Origin of the sequence: Sulfuricaulis sp. (assembly GCF_040901545.1) — a bacterium.
Taxonomy (GTDB): Bacteria; Pseudomonadota; Gammaproteobacteria; order Acidiferrobacterales; family Sulfurifustaceae; genus Sulfuricaulis.
The window spans coordinates 135195-148940 of record NZ_JBBDYL010000054.1; the positions used below are offsets into that span (position 1 = coordinate 135195).

The window sequence follows — 13746 nt, forward strand, 5'->3', positions numbered from 1 at the left end:
GGTTAATCTCGGAAATCCTGACGCCCTGTTCCTCGAGAGGCATGTCTACCCCCGCCGTTGCCGCGCTTGCAGCAGGCCATACACACGCTCAACCACCCCGGAAATGTCGAGCTGAGAGGTATCGAGGATGCACGCGTCCTTGGCCGGCTTCAGCGGAGAAACTTCCCGCACGGCGTCGCGTGCATCGCGCTCACGGATCTCATCAAAAAGCCCGCGGAGGTTAACATCGAAACCCTTGTCTTTCAACTGTTTATATCTTCTCTCGGCGCGCACATCCGGGGTCGCCGTGAGATACACCTTAAGTATCGCATCGGGAAACACGGTGCTGCCCATGTCCCGTCCATCCGCCACCAGACCCGGCGGTTGCCGAAATGAGTGCTGTTTCTGCAACAAGGCCCGGCGAACCTCGGGGATGGCGGCGAGGATAGAGGCCCGGCGGCCGCTTGCTTCGGTACGCAGCCGGTCGCCGATTTCTTGCCCGTTGAGCTGCACATCCACCGTATCGGCGGCCTCCCGGGGCGTGAAGCGTAGAGACATTTCCAGGGCCAGTCGCGCCAGCGCGGTTTTATCATTGAGATCAACGCCCGCCTGTTCCGCCGCGACGCCCAAAGACCGGTAGAGTGCCCCGCTATCCAGGAAATGCCAACCGAGCCGCCGAGCCAATAGTTGCCCGATCGTTCCCTTGCCGGAGCCGCTTGGGCCATCGAGCGCCAACACCGGAATCTTGTTTGTCATGGGTGAATTGCCGCCACAGAATTTACTTGAGAATAACGCTGATAAATCATTATTTCTGCTCCCAAAACCCCGCGGTCTCATCAGCACCCTGGTTGGCAAAAAATATGTCCTGCGTTACTCAATATTAATCGACAAGCCCGCGCGCGCGGCCAATTCCACAAATCCCGGAAATGAGGTGCTCACGTTCTTGCAATCGCTGACGGTCACGGTCCCCGCGGCGCGCGGCGCGGCCAGGGCAAATGCCATCGCGGCGCGGTGATCGCCGTGGCTGTCAACCGCGCCACCGCGAAAGCGGCCGCCCTGGATAACAATACCGTCCGGTGTTTCCGCGGCATAAATCCCCAGTCGCCTCAGTCCCTGTGCCATGACGGCGATGCGATCCGACTCTTTTACCCGCAGTTCCTGCGCGCCGGTCAGTACGGTTTCCCCCTCCGCACAGGCGGCGGCGATAAACAGCGCGGGAAATTCGTCAATGGCCAGCGGCACTTGTTCCTCCGGAATCCGGATCCCACGCAACCGGGCGGCACGCACGCGGATATCCGCGACCGGTTCCCCGCCCACTTCACGCTTATTCATGAGTTCCAGGTTTGCGCCCATCGACGTCAGGATACGCAGCACACCGGTGCGAGTGGGATTGATGCCGACGTGCTCGAGCATCAGATCCGATCCGGGTGCGATGCTGGCGCCCACCAGGAAAAACGCCGCCGAGGATATATCGGCCGGAACATCGATCTCGCAGGCCACCAGTTTTCCACCGCCGCGCAGGCTGATGCGCGCGTCCCGTGTCAGCACGGGATAGCCAAAGCCACGCAACATGCGCTCGGTGTGGTCACGCGTAGGCGCCGGTTCGCTCACGATGGTATCGCCTTCCGCGTACAACCCGGCCAACAGCAGGCACGATTTCACCTGCGCGCTGGCAACCGGCATCGGGTATTCGATCCCGCGCAGCGTTTGCCCACCTTTGATTTTGAGCGGCGGCCGCCCGCCCGCCGCTGTAGTTATCACCGCGCCCATGCGGCGCAAGGGTTCGGCCACGCGCTCCATCGGACGCTTGTTCAGCGATTCGTCGCCGATCAATTCCGAGTCGAACTGCTGGCCCGCGAGAATTCCGGCCATGAGCCGCATGGCGGTTCCGGAATTACCCATGTCGAGCGGTTTTGTCGGCGTCGTCAATCCACGCAGACCGGCGCCATGAATCGCCAGCGCGCCATGGTTCGGGCCGTCCATCGCTACACCCATGGCACGAAACGCGCCGAGCGTACCTAGCACATCCTCGCCTTCCAGCAAACCTGTTATGCGAGTGGTGCCTTGCGCCAGCGAGCCGAGCATGACCGCCCGATGGGAGATGGATTTGTCGCCCGGCACGCGCACCCGGCCAGTCAGCTTCCCGCCGGGTTTGACCAAATAATCTGTTGTCTTGCTCACCGTGTCATCCAAAAATAGACAGGATTAACTGGATTTCTCAGGATTTACAGGATTAATTTCTAAAAGTTTTAATCTTGTTAATCCAGTTTTAATCCTGTTAATCCTGTGAATTAATTTTTCTTGTTCAAGCCGTCGCGGGCGTGCTTGGCGCGCGAGAAGGTTGCCAGCAGCCATTCACCGTCGCCTTTTTCCACGGCGGAAATCAAGTCACGCAGCTCGGCGTGGTACTGACGCAGCGCGTTGACCATGGCATCCCGATTCGTCAGACAGATATCGCGCCACATCACGGGATCGCTCCCCGCGATGCGGGTGACGTCGCGAAAACCGCCGGCCGCGCAATCAAGAATCGCGCGGTGGTCATCGTGCCGCACCACCAAGTCCATCAGGCAAGTGGCCAGCATCTGCGGCAGGTGGCTGCTCACCGCGAGAATCCGATCGTGATCCTCGGCGGTCAGCTCGATCGTTTCGGCGCCGGCGGCCTCCCACATGGTCCGCACGCGCGCCAGTGCCGTGGAGTCGGTCTCGGTTCCCGGCGTCAGAATCACGCGCCGGTGGCGAAACAGATCCGGCACCGACGCCGCGACACCGGACTGCTCCCTGCCGGCGATGGGATGCCCCGGTACAAAATGCGGGAAGCGTGCCCCCAACGCCGCGCGCGCCGCCGCGACCACCGCGCCCTTGACGCTGCCGACATCGGTCACGATGACCTGGTCCGTCAACAAGGGCGCCAGTTGCTGCAGGATTTCCGCCATTCCGCCAACCGGCACGGCGAGTACGATCACGTCCGCGAGGCGCGCGGCATCCGCGAGCGATACCTCGACACGATCGATCACACCGAGCTCCACCGCGCGCTGCAGATTGGCGATGCTGCGGCCGTATCCGGACACCTCGTGGACGTGACCGGCGGCGCGCAGGGCGCGCGCGAGCGAGCCGCCAATCAGTCCAACTCCGATGATGCAAAGTTTATTAATCATATAAAAACAGTGAATCGTAAGTCGTGAGTTGTCTCACGATTTACGACTCACGGCTCACGAATCACTTTTCCCAGAGCATTGATAAATCTTTCGTTTTCTTCCGGCAACCCCACCGTCACTCGGAGGTGATTCGGCATACCGTAGTTCGCCACCGGCCTCACGATGACACCCTCGCGCAACAACTGCTCGTAAATGGGCCCTGCCGGCTTGCCGACATCCACGCACACAAAATTGCCCGCGGAAGGAATGTAGTCAAGTCCAAGCATCCGGAATGCCGCCGTCAGTCGCTGCATGCCATCCCGGTTGAGCTGGGCGACGCGCGTAATGTGCGCGTCGTCTTCCAGGGCGGCGGTGGCCGCCGCCAGCGCGACGCTGTTCACGTTAAACGGCTGGCGCACCCGATTCAGAATCTCCGCCACCTCCGGGCTGGACACGCCATAACCCACGCGCAACCCCGCGAGCCCGTAAATCTTGGAAAACGTGCGTGTCGTGATGAGATTCGGAAACCGGCCGGCCCACGCGACGGTATTCGGATAATCCGGCTCGCCGACGTATTCAAAATAGGCTTCGTCGACCGCCACCAGCACATGCGCCGGCATGGCACGGAGAAAGGAATCAAGTTCATCCTTCCCGGTCCAGGTTCCCGTGGGATTATTCGGGTTGGCGATAAACACCAGGCGTGTCCGGGGATTCACGGCAGCCTGCATCGCCGCGAGATCGTGTCCCCAATGCCGGGTTTTCGTGACCACGGGTTTCGCGCCGACGGCGCCGGTAACAATGGGGTAAACCGCAAAGGCATGCTCGGAAAACACCACTTCGTTATCCGGTAGCACAAAGGCGCGCGCCAGCAATTCAAGAATATCGTTCGATCCGTTGCCGAGCGTGATGCATTCCGGTGTCACGCCGAGTTTTTGGGACAACGCCTTTTTCAGTCCAAAACCGTTGCCGTCGGGGTAACGATGGATGTCGTGCAAAACGGCGCGCGCGGCGTCGACGGCGCGCGGACTCGGCCCCAGGGGGTTTTCGTTGCTGGCCAGCTTGATGGCGTCCGTGACGCCGTACTCGCGTTCCAGTTCCTCGATCGGCTTGCCCGGCCGGTAAGGCTCAAGCCCCCGCACTCCCGGAACGGCAAGATCGAGGACTTGCTTACTGTCCATTTGGAAGTTCATCGCAAGAGCAATAGACAGGATTAACAAGATTTCGCAGGATTTACAGGATTAAAGAAAAATTTCTTAAAAATCCTGTTAATCCTGATTAATCCTGTAAATCCTGTGAATTGATTCATGGCGTTATAACACGGCCTTGGGATAGGAACCGAGCCGTTTCAGGAATGCCGCTTCTTTTTCCAGTTCGGCCAGCGCCTTGGCCACCTTGCGATCCTTCACATGGCCGTCAACATCGATGAAGAATACATACTCCCACATGCTCTGATGCGAGGGTCGCGATTCGATCCGGGTCATGTTAATCCCGTTTTTCGCGAGCGGCGTCAGCAACCGCTGCAACGCCCCGGGGCGGTTGCGGCTCGACAGCAGCAGGCTCGTCTTGTCATTGCCGCTGGGCGCGGTGTCCGCCGTGCCGATCACCAGAAAGCGGGTGGTGTTGTCCGGCCGGTCTTCGATATTGTTGGCGAATATCTTGAGGCCATAGAGACGCGCGGCCGTATCACCGGCGATAGCATTCAAGCTGACGTCCGCCGCCGCCATCCGCGCCGCTTCCGCGTTGCTCGCCGCGGTCACGCGTTCGATACCCGGTAGATTGGCGTCAAGCCATTCGCGGCACTGGGCCAGCGACTGCTGGTGCGAGACCACGCGCTTGGCGCTGTGCGGATCGTTCCCCTTGCCGAGCAGATGATGATGGATGCGCAGTTCCACCTCGCCGCAAATTTTGAGCGGCGACATCATGAACATATCCAGCGTATGATTGATCACGCCTTCGGTGGAATTTTCGATCGGCACCAGGCCGAAGTGGGCATTGCCGGATTCGACTTCGCGAAACACTTCGTCGATGGCCGCGAGCGGCACGGTATCGACGAATTGGCCGAAGTGCTTGAGCGCCGCCTCCTGGGTGAAGGTTCCTTCCGGCCCGAGAAAGGCAATCCGCATGCGCGATTCCAGGGCGAGGCAGGCCGACATGATTTCGCGAAACAGCCGCGCGATCGCTTCATCGGTGAGCGGACCCTTGTTGCGCGCGAGCACCTGGCGCAATACACCCGCCTCGCGTTCCGGACGGTAGAAATTGTTGCCCCCCTCCCGCTGCTTGGTTTCGGCTATTTTGAGCGCGAGACGCGCGCGCTCGCTGATGAGCGCCTGGACCTTCTCATCCAGTGTATCGATTCGCTCGCGCAGGTTTTCAATTCGCGCGGCCGCGTCGTCGTTGGTTCCTTTTCTATTCATGTCCTCAAACAATGCGCGCCATCAGCACGCCATCAATCTCCGCGACTTTGCGGCGCACGTCTTCCGGTGCCGGACTGTCGAGATCCACAACCGTGTAGGCGTAATCCCCGCGCGAGCGGTTGACCATGTCATGGATGTTCAGCTTGGCGTGACCCAGGGTTTCGGAGATCAGGCCGAGCATGTTGGGTACATTAGCATTAGCCACGATCAGGCGGTAGGCGGTCTCGCGCGGCGGCGCCACGTCCGGGAAGTTCACGGCGTTGCGCACGTTGCCATTCTGGAGAAAATCCTTCACCTGCTCCGCCACCATGATGGCGCAGTTATCCTCGGCTTCGGCGGTGGACGCCCCCAGATGCGGAAGCGCCACCACGCGTTCATGATTTTTGAGCAGGTTGCTCGGAAAGTCGCAAATATAGCCATACACCTTTCCCGCCTTGATGGCGGCGCTGACCGCGGCGTCGTCGACGATGCCTTCGCGCGCAAAATTGAGAATGATGACGCCGTTCTTCATGGCCTTGAGCCGCTCGGCGTTGATGAGATTACGGGTCGTCTCCATGGACGGCACGTGAAATGTCACGAAATCCGCCACGCGCAGCGCCTCTTCCACGGTGTTCGCCTTTTTCGCGTCGGCCGACAATTGCCAGGCACCCTCGATGGTCAGACCGGGATCGAAGCCGATCACCTTCATGCCCAGCGCAATCCCCAGATTGGCGACACTGCGGCCGACCGCGCCCAACCCGATGACCGCGAGCGTGCGGCCGGGCAGCTCAAAGCCGGCGAAATTTTTCTTGCCGGCTTCCACCGCCCTGTTGATCTCGGCGTCGGTACCGGAAAGACCGCGGGTGAATTCCCAGGCCGGTCCGATGTGCCGGCAGCCCAACAGCATGCCGGCCAGCACCAGTTCCTTCACGGCGTTGGCGTTCGCGCCCGGGGCGTTAAACACCGGAATTCCCATCTTGGTCAGCTTATCGACCGGGATGTTGTTCACGCCCGCGCCGGCGCGTCCGACGGTTTTGAGACTTGGGGGAATTTCCATGTCGTGCATCTTGAACGACCGCAGCAGGATCGCGTCCGGCTCCTTCATGTCGGAGGAGATCTGGAACTGTTCCTTGGGCAGGCGCGCGAGTCCCAATGAAGAAATATTATTGAGCGTCAGAATCTTGAACATGTTATTTCCCCTGCCTTTGCATGAAATCCCGCATGTAAGCAATCAACGCATCAATACCCGATTCCGGCATGGCGTTATAAATGCTCGCGCGCATGCCGCCGACCGAACGGTGCCCCTTGAGCTGGATCATCCCGGCCGCTTTCGCGCCCTTGAGGAAGGCCTCGTCGAGCGCCGGGTCATTCAGCGTAAACGGGATGTTCATCCACGAGCGGCTTTGTTGCTCCACCGGATTGCGGTAGAAACCGCCGCTCGCATCGATGAAAGCGTAGAGCTTCTCGGCCTTGCGCCGGTTTATTTCCCCCATTGCCTTGAGCCCGCCGTTTTTCTTCAACCATTCGAAGACGAGGCCCGCGATGTACCACGCGTACGTCGGCGGCGTGTTGAACATCGAACCGTTGTCCGCGGTGATCCGGTAATCGAAAATCGAGGGTGTACCGGGCATGGCCTGCCCCATAAGATCCTCGCGCACGATGACGATCGTTAACCCCGCCTGACCCATGTTCTTCTGCGCCCCGCCGTATATGACCCCGAACCGGCTCACGTCCACCGGACGTGACAAAATGGTGGAGGACATGTCGGCCACGAGCGGCACGTTGCCCGTTTCCGGAATGAAACCGAACTCCACGCCGCCGATCGTTTCATTCGGGGTGTAGTGCACGTAGGCCGCGTTGGAATCGAGTTTCCAGGTATTTTGCGGCGGCACCGTGGTGAAATTCGTCGCTTCGCCCGATGCCGCGACGTTTACGGCGGCAAAGATTTTTGCTTCCTTGATCGCCTTCTTCGACCACTCCCCGGTGTTGATGTAATCGGCGGATTTTTTTCCACGCAGCAGGTTCATCGGCACCATGGCGAACTGCCCCGCCGCCCCGCCCTGCATGAACAACACTTTATAATGTGACGGGATGTTCATGAGCTCGCGCAGATCCGCTTCCGCCTTTTCGGCGATCGCGAGGAACTCCTTGCCGCGATGACTCATCTCCATCACGGACATACCGCTGCCGTGCCAATCCAGCATTTCCGCCTGCGCCTGCTGCAACACTGCTTCCGGCAACACCGCCGGCCCCGCGCTGAAATTAAATATTCTTGCCATTTACGTAGCTGCCTTGTAATAAAAAAATTTCACAGGATTAACAGGATTTTTCAGGATTTACAGGATTACTTTAAAATAGTTTTTAGAACCTATCTCAAAATTAAGAACCTGATCCAGGTAGGTTGGGGTGAGCGTAGCGAACCCCAACAAATCGTTGGTTGTTGCCGGGGTACAAGAAAATCGCTTGTACCCGTTCAGCGGCATGAATGTCCACCGGACATTCATGACTACCCCGTTTCACCGGCGCTTCGCGCCTAACCCAACCTACATTAAAACTATTTTTGAGACAGCTTCTAATCTTGTTAATCCTGTTTAAATCCTGTTAATCCTATCTATTAATCTTCTTCCTCGGACTCAGCCACGCGCTCCAGTCCCGCCAGCGATTCGCCTTCCTCGAGGCCGATCAGCGTCACGCCCTGGGTGTTCCGGCCCACGATGGAAATCTCTTTGACGCGCGTGCGGATCAGCGTGCCGCCGCTCGTGATCAGCATGGCCTGATCCTCGTCGCCGACCACGCACGCGCTCACGACGGCGCCGTTGCGCTCGCTGACCTGGATCGAGATCACGCCCTGTCCGCCGCGGCGATGCTTCGGGTAATCCGCAAGCATCGTGCGTTTGCCGTAGCCGTTTTTCGTGGCCGTGAGCACCGTCGTGGCTTTGCCCACCGCGTCCGGGCAGGCGATGATGAGGGCGATCACGGACTGGGTCTTCCGCAACATGATGCCGCGCACCCCCTTGGCGGTGCGCCCCATCGGCCGCACGTCCTTTTCGTCGAATCGCACGACCTTGCCGGCATCGCTGAACAGCAGGATGTCGCATTTGCCGCTGGTCAGGCCGACACCGATCAGGCGGTTGCCCGGCTTGAGTTCGATGGCGCGAATCCCCGAGGAGCGCGGGCGGGTGAATTCGACCAGCTCGGTCTTTTTCACCGTGCCGTCGGAAGTCGCCATAAACACATACCCGCCCTGGGCGAAATCGTTCACCGGCAGGATGGCGCTGATATGCTCGCCCTCCACCAGCGACAGCAGATTCACGATCGGCTTGCCGCGCGCACCGCGTCCGGCCTGGGGAATCTCGTACACCTTCTTCCAGTACACCTTGCCCAGGCTGGTGAAGCACAGAATCGTGGCGTGGGTATTGGCGATCAGGAGTTTGTCGACAAAATCCTCTTCCTTCATGCTGGTCGCGGTCTTGCCGCGGCCGCCGCGGCGTTGCGCACGGTAGGTCGCGAGCGGCTGCGACTTGATGTAACCGGCGTGCGACATGGTCACCACCACGTCCTCGTCGGCGATCAGGTCTTCCATGGAATAACTCACCCGGGTCTGCACGATTTCCGTGCGGCGTTTGTCACCGTACTGGTCGCGGATCGCAATTAGTTCCTCGCGAATGACCTTCATGAGACGGTCGGGGTTTCCGAGAATTTCGAGCAGATCGGCGATGGACTTGAGGATTTCGCCGTACTCGCCGCGCAGTTTCTCCTGTTCCAGGCCGGTGAGGCGGTGCAGCCGCAGATCGAGGATGGCTTGCGCCTGGACATCCGTCAGCCGATAGCCCTTAGGCGTCAAGCCGAAGACCTTGTCCAGACCCTCCGGCCGCGTCAGGCCGGCGTCGCCCGCGGACAACATCTTGGTAACCAGCTTTGCCGGCCAGGCGCGCGCCAACATTTTCACGCGCGCCTCGTCCGGATCCTTGGCGGCCTTGATGAGGGCAATCATCTCGTCGATGCTCTCGAGCGCGACCGCCAGCCCTTCCAGCACGTGCGCGCGATCGCGTGACTTGCGCAGGTCGTAGATCGAACGGCGCGTGACCACCTCGCGCCGGTGGCGGATAAAGGCCTCCAGCAGCTCCTTGAGATTGAGCAGGCGCGGCTGGCCGTTGACCAGCGCCACCGCGTTGATACCGAACACGCTCTGCATCGAGGTGTGTTCGTAGAGATTGTTCAGGATCACGTCGGCCACCGCACCGCGCTTGAGCTCGATCACCATGCGCATCCCCGATTTGTCCGACTCGTCGCGCAGTTCCGCGATGTCTTCAAGCTTTTCGTTCTGAACCAGCTCGGCGATGCGCTCGAGCAGCAGCGCCTTGTTCACCTGGTACGGCAGCTCGGTAACGATGATGGCCTGACGGTTGCGTTTTTCATCGGTCTCGATCGCGCTGCGCGCGCGCACGTACACCCGCCCGCGCCCGGTGCGGTAACCCTCGTGGATGCCCTCGACGCCGTGAATGATCCCCGCCGTGGGGAAATCCGGGCCGGGAATGTGCTTGATCAGCTCGTCGATGGTGACATTTTCATTATCGATGATGGCGAGACAGGCACTGATGACTTCATTCAGGTTGTGCGGCGGAATGTTGGTTGCCATGCCCACGGCGATGCCCGAGGAGCCGTTGACCAGCAGGTTCGGGAACTTGGTGGGCAGCACCACCGGTTCCTTCTCCGAGCCGTCGTAGTTCGGCGCAAAATCCACCGTCTCCTTGTCGAGATCGGCCAGCATCTCGTGGGCGACGCGCGCCATGCGGATTTCGGTGTAACGCATCGCCGCCGGGGCGTCGCCGTCCACCGAGCCGAAGTTGCCCTGGCCGTCGATGATCGGGTAGCGCATGGAGAAGTCCTGCGCCATGCGCACGATGGTGTCGTACACCGCGGTGTCGCCGTGCGGGTGGTATTTACCGATCACGTCGCCGACCACGCGCGCGGATTTCTTGTAGGCCTTGTTCCAGTCGTTGCCGAGTTCGTGCATGGCGTACAGCACGCGCCGGTGCACCGGCTTCAGCCCGTCGCGCACGTCGGGCAGCGCCCGGCCCACGATCACGCTCATGGCGTAATCGAGATACGAGCGGCGCATCTCGTCTTCGAGATTGACCGGGATGGTTTCCTTGGCGAATTGTTCCATGTCGAAATCAGTTACCCGATCGCGGATAACTTATTGATAAGTAACTGATAAGTAATTATTTTTCTGCCTGTCCTGGGACCGGTGGAAGCGCGAAATTTTAGCATGGATACCCCCCTAACTGCACTCTAATAAGGGGACATTTCCGGGGTGGAAAACAGCGAAATTCAGCGGGAAAAACGCTAAAGCGATTTTAAAACCCCTTGCTTCGACTCTCGTAGGGTGCGTCCCACGCACCAAGAGCTTTGATTAAGCTACGAATCGGTGCACAGGGTTGCAAGCCCAGGGCGCAACAAAACACGTTGCCCCGCTCAGCGGCGCCAACGTCCACCGGACATTGGCGACAACCCCGCCTCGCCCTACATCATCCAAGATAGCTTTCATTTTTTCATCATCGCGGACAGCTTCTCGCGGGTGGGATTCATCACCACGCCTTTTTCGGTCACGATGGCGTCGATCAGCTCCGCAGGCGTGATGTCGAACGCCGGATTCCAGGCCTGTGCGCCTTCGGGTGCGGTGCGGGTGCCGCCGACGTTGAGCACTTCGGCCTCGGCCCGGGTCTCGATGGGGATCACCGCACCGTCGGGCGTGTTCATGTCCACGGAGCTGGTGGGCGCCACCACCATGAATTTGACCTCGTGGTGCCGCGCCGCCACCGCCATCATGTAGGTGCCGATCTTGTTGGCAGTGTCGCCGTTGGCGGCAATGCGATCTGCGCCCACGATCACCCAGGCCACCTTGCCCTGCTTCATTAGATAGCTCGCGGCACTGTCGGCGATCAGGGTCGCCGGGATCCCTTCCTGCACCAGTTCCCACGCCGTCAGGCGCGCGCCCTGAAGCCAAGGCCGGGTTTCGTTGGCGAAAACACTTTTGATCTTGCCGGCGGCAAAACCGGCGCGCACCACACCCAGCGCCGTGCCGTAACCGCCGGTGGCCAGCGCCCCGGTATTACAGTGCGTCAGCACTCCGCTGCCCTTTTCGATCAGCGCCGCGCCCATCTCGCCCATGCGCCGGTTGGCGGCGATGTCCTCGGCATGGATACGCTGCGCCTCGGCGAGCAATCGCGGCACCGGATCGCCCGTAATGCCGGCATTGATGATGCCGCGCATATGCTCCACCGCCCAGCGCAGGTTCACCGCCGTCGGGCGCGCCTTAGCCAGCAAATCCAGGTCCGGCTGTATCTCCTTCTGCCAGCCTTTGGGGTTTTCCTTGTAACGGTCGCGCGCCGCCAGCACGATGGCATAGGCCGCCGTGATCCCGATCGCCGGCGCCCCACGCACCGCCATGTCGGTGATCGCCTTGGCGCATTCCGGAAGATGGTCGAGATAAAGATACTCGAATTTGCCGGGGAGAATCCGCTGGTCGATGAGTTTCAACCGGCCGTGTTCCCACTCGACCGCGCGGATTTTGTCGTAGGGAATGGATTTGGGGGCGGGAGCGCTCATGGAGTGGAGTATATCTAGCGAGTGCGCTTTGCGCACGAATTGAAAAGCTAATTGCGGGTGGCTCCGCCCCTGCACCGTGGGTGACTTTTGTTTCGGCAAAAGTCACCAAAACCATTCCCCCCGGAGCGCGCGAAAACCCCTTGCGTTTCTCGCCCCACCGGGCGCTCGCCAACTCGCCGGGCGCACACAACACGCCACGGGCTCAAACACGGGGCTCGCTTGAATACTCCCGGTAGGGCTGCGGTACTCGGCGCGCGCTACGGGGTGGGTTAACAAAACCTTCTCAGGGCTTGGCACACGATAATTACATTAGATAATCGGCTCTGACCCTGAGGTCTCCCCACATCTTCCCCCGCCTCACACCGCCTGCGCAAGCACATCACGCAGCCGCGCACAGGTTGGCGCCGGCGCTTCGGATAATCGTGTTCCGTGGCGTCGCAAGGATTCCCACCCAAGCCAAACCGCCGAGTATCGAACTCGCCGGGTGGCGAGCATCGGTCGTGCGATGAGTGAGGCAGTGACAAGCGCGAGTCCTTCGAGCCAGGCAGCGAGCGTGGCGAGCATGTGGATCAGCAGCAACATCTCCAGACGCCGCGGATCGCGCGTCAACGTGTCTTCGAAAGCAGCGCCGTAGCGATGGGACTTAAGATCGCGGAAGGACTGCTCGATCTGCATGCGCTTGGCGTAGAGTGCCACGATCTTAGCTCCCGAGAGGGGGCCAAGCGAAACCGAAGCGGCCAGCAGCCAGGGTTCGCGCTCGCGTTGGGCGATTTTGCGCGAGTAAGCGCTGCGTGCGCGTTGGCCGTAGCGCGTCAGATCAATACGTCCGCGTGCTCGCCGGCGCACGAGGGTAAGCCGACAGACGAGTCGCTTGGTTTCAGTCAATTCCACTTCGCCCAGCGATACCGCTCGCGCGGTGGCGCGGGCGTAGAGTGCCTTAGCCGCGATCCAGTCGTTTTCGTACGGGGATTTGAGGAATCGCGCGTGGGCGCGATGGCGCACCCGCCCGACAAAGTGCCAGCCGAGCGCCTCGACGGCACGAAACCACGGAATCCGGAAGCCGGCGTCCGTGATGAGGATCGGACGGATACCCTCGGGCAACAACGACCTGAGTCGTTCCAGAAATGCCGCCTCGACCTGCGGCGAACCGAGCTTGGCTGTCGGATGCACCTCTTCGTACACGGTGAGCGTGCGGCCACGGGCCACCACGGCAGCGCGCAACAGATGGAAGCAGCCGTCGGACTTCACCTCACTCCAGTCGACGATGAGTACCGGGCGCGGCAGGCGTAGCAGCCAAAGGAGTGCCGCCTGATAACACGCGGTGCGAAGCGCTTGTACCCCGCGGTGGCCGAGCAACCGGTCGAAGCGCTTCAAGGGCGCGTGGATGCGATCGGCACCGGGAAAGTGCCGGGCCAGTTCCGTGAGCGTCAAACGCCGCTCCACGAGCAGCGCTTCCACGGCCAAGAAGAGATTGCGGGCATTGCGCACATCGAGCCCGGCGATGACAGAGGAGAGAATCTTCTGTAATACTTTCGTGGCGTGCATGGCGGGGTTTCCTCGCGGTTGGTAGCCACGGGGAACAAAAAACCTCGTCGTGCACGCCGTTTTTGCAGATAGGTTACGCCCTA

10 protein-coding genes are annotated in these 13746 nt (G+C 60.6%); all 10 read right to left on the reverse strand.

All coding sequences use genetic code 11. The features are described 5' to 3' along the window. Positions 1 to 45: 45 nt before the first annotated feature. The 10 genes from cmk to WD823_RS11585 all read right to left on the reverse strand — a co-directional run bounded on the left by cmk (position 46) and on the right by WD823_RS11585 (position 13663). Positions 46 to 735: a (d)CMP kinase gene (cmk, locus tag WD823_RS11540; RefSeq protein ID WP_368429642.1), complete on the reverse strand. Its 690-nt coding sequence runs from the start codon at positions 733 to 735 to the stop codon at positions 46 to 48. A gap of 114 nt (positions 736 to 849) precedes the next feature. Continuing rightward, positions 850 to 2160, reverse strand: a complete 1311-nt coding sequence (gene aroA / locus WD823_RS11545) for a 3-phosphoshikimate 1-carboxyvinyltransferase (protein ID WP_368429643.1) — start codon at positions 2158 to 2160, stop codon at positions 850 to 852. Between the two features lie 110 nt (positions 2161 to 2270). After that, positions 2271 to 3134, reverse strand: a complete 864-nt coding sequence (locus WD823_RS11550) for a prephenate dehydrogenase (protein WP_368429644.1) — start codon at positions 3132 to 3134, stop codon at positions 2271 to 2273. Positions 3135 to 3181: 47 nt separating this feature from the next. Further along, positions 3182 to 4291: a histidinol-phosphate transaminase gene (gene hisC / locus WD823_RS11555; RefSeq protein ID WP_368429645.1), complete on the reverse strand. Its 1110-nt coding sequence runs from the start codon at positions 4289 to 4291 to the stop codon at positions 3182 to 3184. A 132-nt stretch (positions 4292 to 4423) separates the two neighbouring features. Further along, entirely contained in the window at positions 4424 to 5527 is a 1104-nt protein-coding gene (pheA, locus tag WD823_RS11560; protein ID WP_368429646.1) for a prephenate dehydratase, read from the reverse strand. A 4-nt stretch (positions 5528 to 5531) separates the two neighbouring features. Continuing rightward, on the reverse strand, positions 5532 to 6695 hold the full coding sequence (locus tag WD823_RS11565) for a 3-phosphoglycerate dehydrogenase family protein (protein WP_368429647.1): 1164 nt from the start codon (positions 6693 to 6695) through the stop codon (positions 5532 to 5534). A 1-nt stretch (position 6696) separates the two neighbouring features. Next, a complete protein-coding gene (serC, locus tag WD823_RS11570) occupies positions 6697 to 7785 on the reverse strand; it encodes a 3-phosphoserine/phosphohydroxythreonine transaminase (protein ID WP_368429648.1) in 1089 nt (362 codons plus the stop codon). 335 nt (positions 7786 to 8120) lie between these two features. Further along, on the reverse strand, positions 8121 to 10676 hold the full coding sequence (gene gyrA, locus WD823_RS11575) for a DNA gyrase subunit A (RefSeq protein WP_368429649.1): 2556 nt from the start codon (positions 10674 to 10676) through the stop codon (positions 8121 to 8123). A 377-nt stretch (positions 10677 to 11053) separates the two neighbouring features. Then, complete coding sequence (gene mtnA / locus WD823_RS11580; RefSeq protein WP_368429650.1) at positions 11054 to 12118, reverse strand: S-methyl-5-thioribose-1-phosphate isomerase; 1065 nt, start codon at positions 12116 to 12118, stop codon at positions 11054 to 11056. Between the two features lie 357 nt (positions 12119 to 12475). After that, entirely contained in the window at positions 12476 to 13663 is a 1188-nt protein-coding gene (locus WD823_RS11585; protein WP_368429651.1) for an IS4 family transposase, read from the reverse strand. Between the last annotated feature and the right edge of the window lie 83 nt (positions 13664 to 13746).